Annotated in this window: 13 protein-coding genes and 1 tRNA gene; 4 read left to right on the forward strand and 10 right to left on the reverse strand. The window is 71.2% G+C overall.

What is annotated here, in order from left to right; translation table 11 throughout:
• Nucleotides 1-123 precede the first annotated feature (123 nt).
• Nucleotides 124-759: a MerR family transcriptional regulator gene (locus tag K377_RS26335; RefSeq protein WP_111665996.1), complete on the forward strand. Its 636-nt coding sequence runs from the start codon at nucleotides 124-126 to the stop codon at nucleotides 757-759.
• Here the strand turns inward: K377_RS26335 and K377_RS26340 are convergent.
• Entirely contained in the window at nucleotides 750-1,550 is an 801-nt protein-coding gene (locus tag K377_RS26340; protein WP_161195097.1) for an exodeoxyribonuclease III, read from the reverse strand. The two genes, K377_RS26335 and K377_RS26340, sit on opposite strands and share 10 nt — an antisense overlap.
• A gap of 69 nt (nucleotides 1,551-1,619) precedes the next feature.
• Between K377_RS26340 and K377_RS26345 the strand changes: the two genes are divergently transcribed.
• Complete coding sequence (locus tag K377_RS26345; protein WP_181512646.1) at nucleotides 1,620-2,141, forward strand: GNAT family N-acetyltransferase; 522 nt, start codon at nucleotides 1,620-1,622, stop codon at nucleotides 2,139-2,141.
• Nucleotides 2,142-2,144: 3 nt separating this feature from the next.
• Here the strand turns inward: K377_RS26345 and K377_RS26350 are convergent, their stop codons facing one another.
• From K377_RS26350 to galU, 8 genes are all read right to left on the reverse strand, one after another.
• Nucleotides 2,145-4,181 (reverse strand): S9 family peptidase, encoded by a 2,037-nt coding sequence (locus tag K377_RS26350; RefSeq protein WP_111665997.1) that lies wholly within the window; start codon nucleotides 4,179-4,181, stop codon nucleotides 2,145-2,147.
• Nucleotides 4,182-4,327: 146 nt separating this feature from the next.
• Nucleotides 4,328-4,401 (reverse strand) — tRNA-Ala (locus tag K377_RS26355).
• Between the two features lie 70 nt (nucleotides 4,402-4,471).
• Nucleotides 4,472-5,689, reverse strand: coding sequence for a gephyrin-like molybdotransferase receptor GlpR (glpR, locus tag K377_RS26360; RefSeq protein ID WP_111666062.1), 1,218 nt, complete (start codon nucleotides 5,687-5,689; stop codon nucleotides 4,472-4,474).
• A 171-nt stretch (nucleotides 5,690-5,860) separates the two neighbouring features.
• Nucleotides 5,861-6,505, reverse strand: coding sequence for a GNAT family N-acetyltransferase (locus K377_RS26365; RefSeq protein ID WP_181512647.1), 645 nt, complete (start codon nucleotides 6,503-6,505; stop codon nucleotides 5,861-5,863).
• A gap of 20 nt (nucleotides 6,506-6,525) precedes the next feature.
• Entirely contained in the window at nucleotides 6,526-7,050 is a 525-nt protein-coding gene (locus K377_RS26370) for a molybdenum cofactor biosynthesis protein B (RefSeq protein WP_111665999.1), read from the reverse strand.
• Nucleotides 7,051-7,164: 114 nt separating this feature from the next.
• The gene (gene moaC, locus K377_RS26375; protein WP_111666000.1) at nucleotides 7,165-7,647 is read right to left on the reverse strand and encodes a cyclic pyranopterin monophosphate synthase MoaC; all 483 of its coding nucleotides are present in this window, start codon (nucleotides 7,645-7,647) and stop codon (nucleotides 7,165-7,167) included.
• A 96-nt stretch (nucleotides 7,648-7,743) separates the two neighbouring features.
• Entirely contained in the window at nucleotides 7,744-9,105 is a 1,362-nt protein-coding gene (gene glp, locus K377_RS26380; RefSeq protein ID WP_111666001.1) for a gephyrin-like molybdotransferase Glp, read from the reverse strand.
• Nucleotides 9,106-9,109: 4 nt separating this feature from the next.
• Nucleotides 9,110-10,012, reverse strand: a complete 903-nt coding sequence (galU, locus tag K377_RS26385; RefSeq protein ID WP_111666063.1) for a UTP--glucose-1-phosphate uridylyltransferase GalU — start codon at nucleotides 10,010-10,012, stop codon at nucleotides 9,110-9,112.
• 94 nt (nucleotides 10,013-10,106) lie between these two features.
• Here galU and K377_RS26390 point away from each other — a divergent pair, with 94 nt between their 5' ends.
• A complete protein-coding gene (locus K377_RS26390; RefSeq protein ID WP_111666002.1) occupies nucleotides 10,107-10,727 on the forward strand; it encodes a 5-formyltetrahydrofolate cyclo-ligase in 621 nt (206 codons plus the stop codon).
• Nucleotides 10,728-10,789: 62 nt separating this feature from the next.
• On the opposite strand, the gene K377_RS26395 is transcribed toward K377_RS26390, so the two are convergent.
• Nucleotides 10,790-13,552, reverse strand: a complete 2,763-nt coding sequence (locus K377_RS26395; protein ID WP_111666003.1) for a penicillin acylase family protein — start codon at nucleotides 13,550-13,552, stop codon at nucleotides 10,790-10,792.
• Nucleotides 13,553-13,813: 261 nt separating this feature from the next.
• Between K377_RS26395 and K377_RS26400 the strand changes: the two genes are divergently transcribed.
• Entirely contained in the window at nucleotides 13,814-15,316 is a 1,503-nt protein-coding gene (locus K377_RS26400) for a potassium/proton antiporter (protein ID WP_111666004.1), read from the forward strand.
• Nucleotides 15,317-15,383: the final 67 nt, after the last annotated feature.

Here is a 15,383-nt window from a genome sequence, read left to right on the forward strand (position 1 = left end):
GAGGGTAGAGCAGCGCCCTACTGAGCGGTAGGGGTAGGACCGAGGAAAGTTACCGGCGGTACAACATAGGGTCGTGGCGTGCCCACAGAAGCGACGGAACCCAGCGAGCAGCGCGAGTACCGCATGGAGGAGCTGGCCAGGGCGGCCGGCATCACGGTGCGCACCGTGCGCTTCTACCGCGAGCGCGGCCTCATCAAGCCCCCGCGCCGCGAGGGCCGGATCGCCTGGTACGACGACACGCACCTGGCCCGCCTGCACACGATCGCCCAGCTCCTGGAGCGCGGCCACACCCTCAACGGCATCGCCGAACTCTCCGAGGCGTTCGACCGCGGCCGCGACGTCGCCGAACTCCTCGGCATCGGCCAGGCCACCGAGGAGATCCCGGTCCGCCTGACCGCCACCGAACTCGCCGACCACTTCGCCGACGACGTCACCCCGGAGAACCTCCAGGCGGCCCTCGACCTCGGCTACCTCGGCACCGACGGCGAGGAGATCGTCCACGTCAGCCGCCGCCTGCTCGACGTCTCGGCGGCCCTGGTCCGCGAGGGCATCCCCCTCGCCGAGGTCCTGGCGGCGGCCCGCACGGTCCGCGAACACGCGGACGCCCTGGCCACCCTCTTCCACGACCTGGTCCTGGCCCACGGCGACGACAAGGACGTCCAACGCCTGCGCCCGCTGGCCAAGTCGGTGGTGGAGGCCGAACTCTCGATGGCCCTGGACCGCAGGCTCAGCCCGCCGGCGGGTCCGTCCTACTCGTAGACGACGGTGACCGGCGCGTGGTCCGACCAGCGCTCGGCGTGGGTGGCCGCCCGCTCCACGAACCCCTTGACCGCGCGCCGCGCGAGCCCCGGGGTCGAAATCTGATAGTCGATGCGCCAACCTGCATCGTTATCGAACGCACGTCCGCGATACGACCACCACGAGTACGGCCCCTCGACATCCGGGTGCAGGGCGCGCACCACGTCGACGTAACCGCCGTCGTTCGCGTCGAGGACCTGGCCCAGCCACTCCCGCTCCTCGGGGAGGAAGCCGGAGTTCTTCTTGTTGGCCTTCCAGTTCTTGAGGTCGGCCTCCTGGTGGGCGATGTTCCAGTCGCCGCAGACGACGACCTCGCGGCCGTCGGCGGCGGCGCGCTCGCGCAGGCCCTTGAGGTAGGCGTGGAACTCGGCCATGAAGCGGATCTTCTCGTCCTGCCGCTCGGTGCCGACCTCGCCGGAGGGGAGGTAGAGGGAGGCGACGGTGACGCCGGGAAGGTCCACTTCCACGTAACGGCCGCTGTCGTCGAACTCGGCCGAGCCGAAGCCGATCTGTACGCGTTCCGGCTCGCGCCGCGAGTAGAGGGAGACGCCGGCGCGGCCCTTGGCTGCGGCCGGGGCGTGCACGACGTGCCAGCCCTCGGGCTCGCGGACCTCGTCGGGCAGCTGGTGCGGTTCGGCGCGCACTTCCTGGAGGCACAGGACATCGGCGGAGGTCTCGGCGAGCCACTCCACGAAGCCCTTCTTGGCGGCGGCCCGCAGCCCGTTCACGTTCACACTGGTCACAGTCAGCACCCGGCCACGGTACCGGCACACTGGACGGACCAGCCGCAAGCGCTTCAGCATAGAGTTACGATGGAACGTATGAGTATCCAGTCCGCGCCGTCCGCCTCCGCCGCCGGGATCACCCTGCGCCCGGTCTCCTTCGGCCACCCCGACGCGGTCGCGCTCAACGACCGCGTACAGCTCGAATACGCGGAGCGCTACGGCGACGAGGGCGATGTCACACCTCTCGACCCGACGATGTTCGACGCCCCGAGCGGCCACTACCTGATCGCCTACGACGCGGCGGGCGTCCCGCTGGCCACCGGCGGGTGGCGCACGCAGGACAAGAACGACGAGGGGTACGCGGACGGGGACGCCGAGCTGAAGCGGATGTACGTCACCCCGGAGGCCCGGGGCCTCGGGCTCGCCCGCCGCATCCTGGCCGCCCTGGAGGACGACGCCCGCGCGGCGGGCCGCACCCGCATGGTCCTGGAGACCGGCACCAAGCAGCCCGAGGCCATAGCCCTGTACCTGTCGAGCGGGTACGAGCCGTGCACCAAGTTCGGCCACTACCGGTTCGAGGAGCTCAGCCGCTGCTACGCCAAGCCGCTCAAGGGCTGACCGTCACAGCAGTCCCGGCCGCTGCCACTCGGCGCCGAGGACGTGGTGGTCGAGGAAGTTCAGGAACGTCTCGTACCAGACCTTGATGTGGCCGGGCGCGAGGATCCAGTGGGTCTCCTCCGGGAAGTAGAGGTACTTGGCGGGGACTTCGAACCGCTGGAGGTCCTGGAAGAGCGCCGCGCCCTGGCCGACGGGCACCCGGTAGTCCTTCGCGCCGTGGATGACCAGCATCGGGGTACGGATCTTCGCGGCGTTCTCGTACGGGGAGTCGGCCAGATACCGCTCGGGGCGGGTCAGCGGGTCACCGAAGATCCGGTGGAAGTACCAGGGGACGTCGGTGTCGCCCTGGAAACTCCGCAGGTCCCACAGGCCCGCGTGGCTGACGATCGCCTTGAAGCGGTCGGTGCTGGTGGCGACCCGGTTGGCCATGTAGCCGCCGTAGGAGCCGCCCGCGAGCCCGGTGCGGGTGGCGTCGATGTCGTCCCGGGCCTCGGTGGCATCGGTCAGCGCCATCACGTCGTCGTAGGGCCGCCCGCCCCACTGCCCCCAGCCGCGCTCGTGGTTGCGCTGCCCGTAGCCGGTCGACAGGGCCGGGTCCGGGAGCAGCACGGCGTAGCCGCGCGCGGCGAACGGCCAGGGGTTCCAGCGCCAGGTCCAGGAGTTCCAGCTGCTCTGCGGTCCGCCGTGGACGGAGACGAGCAGCGGTGCGGGGCGGTCGGCGCCGGCTCCTTCGGGCAGGACGAGCCAGCCGCGCAGCGGGAATCCGTCGTCGCCCTCGGTGTGCACCTCGGTGAGGGTGCCGGGCAGGCCGTCGAGGGCGCCCGGGGCGGGCAGTTCGGCGGGCGTCTGGTCGGCCGTCGCGGCGTCGAGGCGGACGGGGCGCGGCGGGGAGTCGACGGCGTTGCGCAGGGCGTAGAGCGTGCGGCCGTCGGGGGCGACGCACAGCGATCCGTACGCGCCGGAGGCGGTGAGGCGGGTGACGGTGCCGTCGGGGTCGCGGCGGAAGACGGGGTGGTGGCCCTTTTCGTCGGCGGTGAAGAAGAGGGTGTCGTCGGCCGGTGAACAGACGGCGCCGCCGGGCCAGTTGTCGAACCCGGGGAGCAGGTCGGTGACGTCGCCGGTCGCCAGGTCGACGCGGATGAGCGTGCCGTCCCAGGGTTCGTCGTAGGTGGGGAAGAACATCCGGGAGAGCACGACGGCGGTGCCGTCGCCGGTGAAGGCGGGTGCCTCGTAGACGTGCTGCGTGTCGCCGAGGACGTGGAGCTGCTTGCCGGTCGTCGCGTCGGCGATCACCACGGCGGTGCGGTTCTCGTCGGGGATCCGGCCGGTCGTGAAGCGGGTGTACGCCACGCGCGTGCCGTCGGGCGAGAGCACCGCGTCCCCGGCGTTCTCCAGCGCCTCGCCCTGGCCACCGGCGTCGACGAGGGCGGCGTCGGGGGTGGCGCGGACGAGGACGTGCGGGTCCTCGGGGCCGAGGTCGCGGTCCCAGGCGCGGGTCGGCCCGGACTCGTAGAGGATCGCGGTGACCTTGGCGTCCTTGCGTGCCGTACGGAGCTTGTCGTGCGCCTCGGCGTCGGCGGCGCCGGGCAGCAGTCCCGCGGTGACGGCGAGCGCGCCGGAGTCACGGGCGACGGTGAACGCCGCGATGCCGCCGGGGTGGCGGGCCACGACGGCGGCCTCGCCGCGCGCGGGCAGCGACCACAGTGCGGGCCCCTCGTGCTCGCCGTCGGCGTCGTCGATGTCTCCGGGGCGGCCGGACAGGAAGTACAGCGCTCCGTCGGGGCCGAACGCGGGCCCGGACTCGCCCTTGTCGGACCGGGTCAGCCGGACCGCCTCGCGCGTGCCGGCCGGGTCGAGCTCCCAGAGTCCGGACACGAACCGGGTGCTGTCGCCGGACAGGGTCTGCACGGCGGCGACGAGCCGGCTGCCGTCGGCGGACAGGGCGAGGGAGTTGACGCGGGGCAGGGCGAGATAGGCGGAGAGGTCGTGGAAGGCGGAGGCACCACCGGCGGTGTCAGGACTGTCAGGGGTTTCAGGCATGGTCGCGATTCTCGCGCCCGAATGCCGTGCGGGACAGGGGGTTTTATCGCTCTTGGTCCCCGCCAACGCAAAGATCCCGCCCGATCGTGATGATCGGACGGGATCTTGTCCACCGTCTGCGAGTCGCCTCACAAGCGGTGTTGCAGTGGACCTGAGGGGATTCGAACCCCTGGCCCCCTCGATGCGAACGAGGTGCGCTACCGGACTGCGCCACAGGCCCTTGCAACGAGTGAAACTCTAGCACCCCGGTCGGGGTGCTTGGAAATCCGTTCCGAGGCTGGTCAGCCCCGTCACTCGTTGGCGGCGCGGGGCCGGCCGTCCGCGCCGTCGTCGTACTGGTCGAAGAGCGGGGTGCGGCCGCGCTCGCGCGAGCGGCGGGCGGAGGCGGCGCGGCGGGCGTCGCTGCGGCCGTCGTCGGCGACGGGCGGTTCCTCGGCGGCGTGCTCCTCCTCGACGGCCGAGGAGCGGGCGGCGCTCCACGTCTCGGGGGCGCCGTAGTCGATGCCGCCGCCGGCGCGCGGGGCGACCGGGGCCGTCACATAGGTGGGCAGCGGGACCGGTACGGGGTCCCAGCTGTCGCCGGGGCCGGGGTGGCGCTGGCGCTCGCGCTGCTGGTCGACCCACTCGGCGTGGTCGGTCTGCTCGACGAGGGCGCGCCGGTCGGCGGCGAGTGCTTCGAGGCCGGGGTCGGTCGCGCTGTCCTCGGCGTCTGGTCCGTCCTCCGCGGTGTCGGCGTACTCGGCGGACCGGCCGTATCCGTCCGTGGCGCGGCCCGCGGCCTGCTGGCGCCTGCGGGGCTGGCGCTCGCGCAGGCGCTGCGCCGCGATCTCGGCGCGGCGGCGGTCCATCACGTAGGCGAAGCGGCGGCGCTCCTGGGCGCGGAGGTAGACGATGTACGCGCTGAGCAGCAGGGCCGGTGCCGCGGGTGCCCACAGGAACGCGATGCCGCCGACTCCGGCGACGACCGCGCCGGCGGTGAACGCGATGAAGAGCATCACGGTGGTACGGCGGCGGCGGGCGAGCACCTTGGAGCGGCGGGCGCGGGCCTGTGCCTCGGCGGAGGCGGCGCGTGCGGCGCGGGACTTGGCGGCGTCCGGGGCCGGTTCGCGGACCGGTTCGGCGTGGTCGCGTCCGGTGGCCGGGGGGCGCGGGGCGGGTGCGGGTCGCTGGGCTGCCGGGGGGCGCTGGGCCGCCGGTGGCCGTTCGGTGACCGCGGGGGGCCGGTCGCCGGCCGAGGGCGCGACGAAGGCCCGGACGTCCACCGGATCGGTGGGCGCGTCCGGGTCGACCGGGTCGCCGCTCCGCTCGTCCTCGGGCGAGCGAGCCTGGAGGTCCTTGGCGTACCGGCGCTCCATGCCCGCCCGACCGGAGAGAAGTCGGATCGCGGTGCTGAAGCGTTCCGTCGGACGGGCTTCGTTCAGCTCGTCCTGCCTACGGAGCCACATCGGCACCAAGTAGGCGGCCCAGGCCCCGACGATGACTGCGTAGATGAGGCCGCTGCTGCTCACGGTCACACCGTAGAGGGGTTTCCGTGAGGCCATCCGCCAATTGAGCCGGTGTGTCGCACGATCTGGCTGATATTTCGAGCTTTTTTTGCGACTGGTGCGATCAACTGGTCGACCGGGGCGGGAATTTAATGGCTCTCGCGGTCCACCGGCGATCAAATTCGAACATTTATTTTATTTCGAAGGGGTCCCCGGATCCATCGTGTTGGACGCCCCCGGACCTGCGCTGTTGCCGGGCCGCTCGCGCCGCCAGCGCCTGACCATGCCCTCGGGGACCTCTTCGGCGGTGAGCGCGAAGACGAGATGATCGCGCCAGCCGCCGTCGATGTGAAGATACCGTGGACGAAGCCCCTCCTCGCGGAATCCGAGTTTCTCCACGACGCGGCGGCTCGGCCCGTTCTCCGGGCGAATGCAGACCTCGATGCGGTGCAGGCCCACGGTGCGGAAGCAGTGGTCGACGGCGAGCGCGACGGCCGTCGGCATCACCCCGCGCCCCGCGACGGACTGGTCCACCCAGTAGCCGACGTGCCCCGAGCACATCGATCCCCAGGTGATCCCGGCGACGGTCAACTGGCCCACCAGGCGGCCCTGGTACTCGATGACGAAGGGCAGCATCCGGCCCGCGTTCGCCTCCGCGCGCAGATGGCGGACCATCTGACGGTAGGTCGGGCGGTGCGTGATCGGGCCGCTCGGTGTGGGCGGCGGGATCGTCGCCTCCCAGGGGCGCAGCCAGTCGCGGTTGCGCCGGTTCACTTCGCGCCAGGCACGCTGGTCGCGCAGCTTTATCGGACGGAGGACGACATCGCCCTCCGCCAGCACGACGGGCCAGGACGGGCTGTTCAGAGCGCACCCCCGGCGTGGGCGTCCGGTGCGGTGTCCGGTCTGGGGTGGTCGCCGCCGCGGAGCTGGTCGACGGCGTGGGTGAGCAGCGGCGCGAGGACGGCGAGGCCGTCCTTCACTCCCCCGCTCGACCCCGGGAGGTTCACGATCAGTGTGCGCCCGGCGACCCCGGCGAGGCCACGGGAGAGCGCCGCCGTGGGCACCTTCTCCCGGCCGTACGCGCGGATCGCCTCGGGGATGCCCGGCACCTCGTGGTCGATGACGCGGGCGGTCGCCTCGGGGGTGCGGTCGGTGGGCGAGATGCCGGTGCCGCCGGTGGTGACGACGACGTCGTAGGCAGCCTCGACCGCGGCCCGCAGGGCGGCCTCGACCGGGTCCCCGTCCGGGACGACCTGAGGCCCCTCGACGTGGAAGCCCATCCCCCGCAGCCCTTCGGCGATCAGGGGTCCGCCCTTGTCCTCGTAGACCCCGGCGGCGGCCCGGTTGGAGGCGGTGACGACGAGGGCGCGGTAGGTGTCAGACATGGCGGCCTCTCCGGTCACCGTCGCGCCCCGTCAGGGGCGCGGGGCTGTGCCGATCAGCGGCTCCGCCGCGGGGCGCGGGCCGCCCGGAAATCCGCCGAACCGACGGAGTCACCGTCATGACCGGCTCCAGGTGCCCGACTTGCCGCCCGTCTTCTCCTCGACCCGCACGTCGGAGATGACGGCGCCCTTGTCGACGGCCTTGACCATGTCGACGACGGTGAGCGCGGCGACCGAGACCGCCGTCAGGGCCTCCATCTCCACGCCCGTACGGTCCGTGGTCCTCACGGTGGCCAGGATCTCGACGGCGTCGTCCGCGACGGACAGGTCCACCTTCACGCCGGAGACGGCGAGCGGGTGGCAGAGCGGGATCAGGTCGGGCGTGCGCTTGGCGCCCATGATCCCGGCGATCCGCGCGGTCGCGAGGGCGTCGCCCTTGGGGACGCCCTCGCCGCGCAGCAGCTCGACCACGCGCGACGACACGAGCACGCGCCCGCTGGCACGCGCGGTGCGGGCGGTGACGTCCTTGCCGGACACGTCGACCATGCGGGCCGCGCCCGCCTCGTCGAGATGGGTGAGGTGTCCTTGCGAAGTGCTCATGGCGTGGTGGCGCTCCCGATCCGAGCCGTGCGCGGTGCGGGCGCGCCGGACTGTTGTGCGCGACACGGTATCGCGAGCCCGCGGCGGCGGGGCCGGTCAGCCCAGGACAACCACGTCGACCTCGGTGCCGGGCTCGACCGACGTGACGTCCTCGGGTACGACGATCAGCGCGTCCGCCTGGGCGAGCGCCGCGACGAGGTGGGAGCCGGAGCCGCCGACGGGGGCGACCCGGCCGGCCTCGGCGTCGTACACCCCGCGCAGGAACTGGCGGCGGCCGGACGGTGAGGTCAGGGCCTTGTCGGTGGCGAGCTCGGCGCGGACTCTCGGGCGCTGCACGGAGTCGGCGGGCAGGCCCATCAGCGTCCGGACGGCGGGGCGGACGAACAGCTCGAAGGAGACGTAGCTGGAGACCGGGTTGCCGGGAAGGGCGAGCAGCGGGGTGTGGTCGGGGCCGACCGAGCCGAAGCCCTGCGGCTTGCCCGGCTGCATCGCGAGCTTGCGGAACTCGACGCCGCTGCCCGCGCCGAGGCCGTCCTCCTCGTCGGGGTCGCCGATGGAGGTCAGCGCCTCCTTGACGACGTCGTACGCGCCGACGCTGACACCGCCCGTAGTGACGATGAGGTCGGCGCGGATCAGCTGGTCCTCGATGGTGGAGCGGAGCGTCTCGGCGTCGTCCGCGACCGCGCCGACCCGGTAGGCGATGGCTCCGGCGTCGCGGGCGGCGGCGGTCAGCGCGAAGCTGTTGGAGTCGAAGATCTGGCCGTCGGCCAACTGCTCGCCGGGCTGGACGAGTTCGCTGCCGGTGGAGACGACGACCACGCGCGGGCGCGGGCGGACGCGTACGGTGCCGCGGCCGATGGCGGCGAGCAGGGCGATCTGCGGCGGGCCGAGCACCGTGCCGGCGGCGAGTGCCCGGTCCCCGGCCTTGACGTCGCTGCCCTGCGCGCGGACGTGCGCGCGTGCCGGGGCGGGGCGGTGCACGCGGACCTCGCCGGAGGCTCCCTCGGGGGCCGCGCTGTGGGCGGTCATCGAGGCGACCGGGCCGGCGCCGAGCCCGCCGTCGGTCCACTCGACGGGGACGACGGTCTCGGCGCCGGGCGGCAGCGGGGCGCCGGTCATGATGCGGGCGGCCTGGCCGGGGCCGACGGTGGGCTGTCCGTCGGGTCCGGCCGCGCCCGCCGCGACGTCGCCGATCACCGTGAGCACGGCGGGGAACTCCTCGCTCGCGCCCGCGACATCGGCGACCCGGATCGCGTATCCGTCCATCGAGCTGTTGTCGAACGGGGGCAGCGAGACCGGCACCGTCACGTCCTCGACGAGCACGCAGCCCTGGGCGTCGAGGAGTTGCAGCTCGATGGGGTCGAGCGGGTGGACGGTGGTGAGGATGTCGTCCAGGTGCTCGTCCACCGACCAGAGCTGGTGCTGACCGGTGGCGGGCGGTGTGGTCGCGCTGCTCAAGGTGCTACATCTCCTCGGTGACGTAACTGCGAAGCCAGGTCCGGAAGTCCGGGCCCAGGTCTTCACGTTCGCACGCGAGTCTGACAATGGCACGCAGATAGTCGCCGCGATCGCCGGTGTCATAGCGGCGGCCCTTGAAGACGACGCCGTGCACGGGGCCGCCGATCGTCTCGTCCGCGGCGAGCTTCTGCAGGGCGTCGGTGAGCTGGATCTCGCCGCCGCGGCCCGGCTCGGTCTTGCGCAGTATGTCGAAGATGTTCGGGTCGAGGACGTAGCGCCCGATGACCGCGTAGTTGGAGGGGGCGTCCGTCGGGTCCGGCTTCTCGACGAGGTCGGTGACCTTGACGACGTCGCCGTCGGCGGTGGTCTCGACGGCGGCGCAGCCGTAGAGGTGGATCTGCGAGGGCTCCACCTCCATGAGCGCGACGACGCTGCCGCCGTGCCGCTCCTGGACCTCGACCATGCGCGCGAGGAGCGGGTCGCGCGGGTCGATCAGGTCGTCGCCGAGGAGCACCGCGAAGGGCTCGTGGCCGACGTGCGGGGCTGCGCACAGCACGGCGTGGCCGAGGCCGCGGGGGTCTCCCTGACGCACGTAGTGCATGGTCGCGAGGTCGCTGGACTCCTGGACCTTGGCGAGGCGGTTGGCGTCGCCCTTGCGCTGAAGGGCCGACTCCAGCTCGTAGTTGCGGTCGAAGTGGTCCTCGAGCGGGCGCTTGTTGCGGCCCGTGATCATGAGTACGTCATCGAGACCCGCCGACACGGCCTCTTCGACCACGTACTGGATCGCAGGCTTGTCGACGACCGGGAGCATCTCTTTGGGAGTCGCCTTGGTGGCCGGCAGGAACCGGGTGCCGAGACCCGCTGCGGGGATGACAGCCTTGGTGATCCTGGTGTGCGAGTCAGTCATGTCCGTCACCATATCCGGCGCCAATGGGCGGAATCTGTGGGTCCGCTTTGTTGGCACATATATGAGTGGATGAGGAGAGGTTTGTGAGTTCTCTATGAGTCCGCACCCACGTGACGCGCGTGACGCAGAGCCTGACAAGCGCACATTGCGACGGGAGTTCCTCCTGGTGAGGAACGCGTTGCCAGAGGATGACGTGCAGGAAGCGCAGACGGTTCTCGCCCGCCGCGCCCTCGACCTCGCCGAGCTGGCGACGGCGGGGACCGTCGCGGCGTACGTGTCCGTGGGCGGCGAGCCGGGCACCGGCGCCCTGCTGGACGCGCTCCACGCTCGCGGGACGCGGGTTCTGCTGCCGGTGCTGCTGCCCGACAACGACCTGGACTGGGGCGCGTACGACGGCGCCGGCTCTCTGGTGGACGTGCGGCACCCGGGAAAGATGACGCTGGCCGAGCCGGGCGGCGCGCGGCTCGGCCGTGACGCGGTGCTCGCGGCGGACGTCGTGCTGCTGCCGGGGCTCGCGGTGGACGCGCGCGGGATGCGGCTCGGGCGGGGCGGCGGCTCCTACGACCGCGTACTGGCCCGCCTGGAGGCCGCGGGCGCGCACCCGGCGCTCATCGTGCTGCTCTACGACAGCGAGGTCGTCGCGCACCTCCCGCACGAGGCGCACGACAAGGCCGTGCACGCGGTTGTGACACCGTCGGGCGTGCGCCGGTTCTAGCCTGGGCCTACGTGAAAAAGGGCCTCCACGCGCGCGTGGAGGCCCTTTTCAGCTGTCCGGTGTCAGGGCTTGAGCTCCAGCGTGTCCGACGTGGTGTTGTCGACGGCGTCCTTCGTGAACGCCCACGGCAGCAGCTCGCCCTTGACCCACTTGTCGGTCTGGTCCGTGTAGTGCGAGCTGAAGGTGTGGCCCGAGGCGCCGGTCAGGTTGATCCACTGGGACTTGTCCATGTCGTCCAGGTTGACCACCATGCGCATCGACGGCACCCAGTCGACGCCGTAGCCGCCCGCCGCGTTCCAGCCGGTCGCGTCGACGGCCGCCTCGCCACCGCCGAGCTTCCAGGGACCGCGGTTGAGGACGTACTGGAGCCAGCCCGGACCCGCCGTGCCGAGGGTCTGGTTCTTCAGCTCCAGCTTGTGCAGGCGGCCCCAGCTCCAGGTGTCGATGTCCTTGCCGAGCTTGGCCGTCAGGTCCCAGCGGGCGTCCTCCATGGCGCGGCCGAACAGTTCGTCACGGGTGTTCGTGGCGCTGTCGGTGCGCGACTTGGGCGCCTTCCACCAGTCGTTCTTCTCGTCCTTGAGGATGTTGCGGACGACCTGGAACCAGCGGTCGCCGCCGTCGGGCTGCGCCGAGTCCGTGTCGCGCTCGCCGCACTCGCGGACCTTGCGGTCCTCGTCGGCCGGGCCGGTGTTGTCGACCGGGTCGACGGTCAGGCACTGGCCCTCGACGCGCAGCTCCTTGGGCAGCTTGTTGCCGAAGGCCAGCTTCAGGATGTTGCGCCAGACCGAGTTGAAGTAGGCGGCGGCCGCCGAGTCCGGGTTCTGGGTGTAGTCCCAGTTCTCCAGGAGCTGCTGGGCCTGGCGGACGTCCTTGTCCTGGACGTCGATCTTCAGCAGGTAGGGCACCAGCAGCTTGGCGATCTCGCTGCTGTTGTCCATCTGCGTGGTGCGCATGTCGTCGGTGGAGATCTTGCCGCCGTCCTTGATCTTCGAGGCGATCAGGTCGGAGATGCGCTGGCTGCGGGTGCCGTAGCCCCAGTCCGTGGTCAGCGTGTACGGGTAGTCCTTGCCGACGACGGCCTGGTTGGCGGTCACGATGTAGCCCCGCTTGGGGTTGTACTCGTAGGGCAGTTCGGACTGCTTGATGTAGCCGGTCCAGCGGTACTTCGAGTCCCAGCCCGGCGAGGGCAGCGAGCCGTCGTCGCCCTCGGCGCGGGTCGGGATGCGGCCGGGCAGCGTGTAGCCGATGTTGCCCTCGGTGTCGGCGTACGTGAGGTTCTGCGAGGGCACCTGGAAGTCCTCGGCGGCCTTGCGGAACTCGGTCCAGTTCTTCGCCTTGTCGATCTCGAAGACGGCGTCCATGGTGTTGCCGGGTTCGAGCGCGGTCCAGCGCAGCGCGACGCCGTAGCCGTCACCGCGGTCGGGCCCCGAGGAGCCGACGGTCGCCTTCTTGCCGACCTTCACCAGCTCGCTGTTCCGGTCGGACAGCAGCGGGCCGTTGTTGGTCTCGCGGACCGTGATGGTCTTGGAGCCGCCGCCCGCGACCTTGATGACTTCCTTGCGGGTGGTGAACGGCTTGGTCTTGCCGTCGTACAGGTAGCCGTCGCCGCTGAACTTCTCCAGGTACAGGTCGGTGACGTCCACGCCCGAGTTGGTCAGGCCCCAGGAGATGTACTTGTTGTGGCCGATGACGACGCCGGGCATCCCCGCGAAGGTGTAGCCCGTCGCGTCGTACTGGCACGTGGCGCTCAGGGTCGTGCAGTGCAGGCCCATCTGGTACCAGACCGACGGCAGTTGCGGCGCGAGATGCGGGTCGTTGGCGAGCAGCGGCTTGCCGCTGACGGTGTGGTCGCCGGAGACGACCCAGGAGTTCGATCCGATGCCGTTGCCGTTCGGTCCCAGGCCCGCGGAGTCGGGGATCCGGTCCAGGACGTCGGAGAGGCCGCCCAGCTGGCTCTGGAGGCTGCTGGGGGCCTGCGTGCCGCCCGTGAGGCCGGTGCCCGCCGTCCCGCCGGTGGCACCGGGCTGCGTGGAGGTGGCGGAGGCCTTCGGGTCGTACTCCCCGGTGGCGCTGTTGTAGGCGCCCTCCTGGACGATCGGCTTGTTCCTGTCGTACGGGTACTCGGGGTAGAGATCGGCGATCTGCTGCGGGCCGAGGCGGCTCGTCATCAGGGAGCGGTCGATCTCGTCCTGCATGTTGCCGCGCAGGTCCCAGGCCATCGCCTTCAGCCAGGCCACCGAGTCGACCGGCGTCCACTTCTGCGGCTTGTAGTCGTTCTCGAAGCCGAGCGCGACGTACTCGGCGGAGATCTCCTTGCCGCTCTTGCCCGACAGGTAGGCGTTGACTCCCTCGGAGTACGCCTGGAGATATTTCTTCGTCGCGGGCGAGAGCTCGGAGTCGTACTCCTCCTGCGCGACCCGGTGCCAGCCGAGCGTGCGCAGGAACTCGTCGGTCTTGACCTGACTCTTGCCGAACATCTCGGAGAGCCGGCCGGAGGTGGTGTGGCGGCGCACGTCCATCTCGTAGAACCGGTCCTGCGCCTGCACGAAGCCCTGGGCCATGAACAGGTCTTCGTCGGAGGAGGCGTAGATCTGCGGGATGCCGTAACCGTCCCGCTTGACCTGCACCTTCCCGTCGAGACCATCGATCGTGACCGAGCCCGTGGTCTGCGGCAGGGAGGCACGGACGCTGTCGACGCTCCAGTAGGCGCCGTACCCGATGCCCGCAATCACCGCCAACACCAGGACGATCACGATCAGTCGGGCTCGGCGCCCCTTCTTCTTGCGCGGCTTGCTGCCGGCAGAGGCGTTCGTAGTGGAGGGCATCGCGATCCTTGCTGTCCTTCGCAGACGACTGGGCGGGCCCGAAGGGCCCTCGTACAAGGGTGGTGGTGGGCGACGGGCAAGAGGGTGAGAGCAACCATACGAGCAGTGCGGTGCGCGCTCGGACGCGGAGTCAGGAAGGCGGCACCCGCGAGGGCCCGGTGAAACGGCCCTCGCGTCAAGAAAGCGTCAAAGATTAGGTAAGGTAACGAAGTAACTCCCCCACATCGACCGTGCGAAGCCTCCTCGCGGAAGGAACGGCCCCTGACTGTCCACCACCTCAACCAGCTCCTGCTCGTCAGCGCTCTTGTGCTGCTCATCGCGGTCGCCGCGGTGCGCATCTCCTCGCGCAGCGGGCTGCCCAGCCTGCTCCTGTACCTCGGCATCGGTATCGCCATGGGCCAGGACGGCATCGGCGACGTCTCCTTCAGCGATGCCGAGATGACCCAGGTCATCGGATACGCGGCTCTTGTCGTGATCCTGGCCGAGGGCGGACTCGGCACGAAGTGGAAGGAGATCAAACCCGCGCTCCCGGCGGCCGCCGCGCTGTCGCTCGTGGGCGTCGCGGTGAGTGTGGGCGTGACCGCGGCGGGCGCGCACTATCTGGTGGGCCTGGACTGGCGGCCGTCGCTGATCATCGGCGCGGTGGTGTCCTCCACGGACGCCGCGGCCGTTTTCTCCGTTCTGCGCAAGGTGCCGCTTCCCGCACGCGTGACCGGCGTCCTGGAGGCGGAGTCGGGGTTCAACGACGCCCCGGTCGTCATCCTGGTCGTGGCCTTCTCGGCCGCGGGCCCGGTGGAGCACTGGTACGTCCTCATCGGCGAGATCGCCCTGGAACTGGCCATCGGTGCCGCGATTGGCCTCGCGGTCGGGTGGCTCGGCTCGTACGGGCTGCGGCACGTCGCGCTGCCCGCCTCCGGCCTCTACCCGATCGCCGTGATGGCCATCGCGACCGTCGCCTACGCCGCGGGCGCCATGGCCCACGGCAGTGGCTTCCTCGCCGTCTATCTGGCCGCCATGGTGATGGGCAACGCCAAGCTGCCCCACTGGCCGGCCACCCGCGGCTTCGCCGAAGGGCTCGGCTGGATCGCGCAGATCGGCATGTTCGTCCTGCTCGGCCTGCTGGTCACCCCGCACGAACTGGCCGACGACGTGGTGCCCGCGCTCATCATCGGACTCGTGCTCACCATGGTCGCGAGGCCGCTGGAAGTGCTGATCAGCCTGCTGCCGTTCCGGATGCGATGGCAGGAGCAGGCGCTCATGTCGTGGGCCGGTCTGCGCGGCGCCGTGCCCATCATCCTGGCGACCATCCCGATGGTGACCGGCGTCGCCGACAGCCAGCGGATCTTCAACATCGTCTTCGTGCTGGTCGTCGTCTACACCCTCATCCAGGGCCCCACGCTGCCCTGGCTGGCCAGGAAGCTGAACCTGGGCGACGACGCGGAGGCCGCCGACCTCGGCATCGAATCGGCGCCCCTGGAGCGGCTGCGCGGGCACCTGCTGTCCGTGTCCGTCCCCAAGGGCTCGCGGATGCACGGCGTGGAGGTCGGGGAGCTGCGGCTGCCCAAGGGCGCCTCCGTGACGCTCGTCGTCCGCGACGGCGAATCGTTCGTCCCCGGCCCGACGACCGTGCTGCGGCGCGGCGACGAACTGCTCGTGGTGGCGACCGACCCCGTGCGGGACGCGGCCGAGGCCCGGCTGCGCGCCATCGGCCACGGCGGCAAGCTCGCCGGCTGGCTGGGCTCCGGCCCCGAAACCGGCCGTTAACATGGAGACCGGATCCGCGTACATGGGGGAATGACCAGACCCGCGTACCGCGTTTCCGGACCGACGT

It is taken from the genome of Streptomyces sp. PsTaAH-137 (assembly GCF_003259365.1).
Lineage (GTDB): Bacteria > Actinomycetota > Actinomycetes > Streptomycetales > Streptomycetaceae > Streptomyces.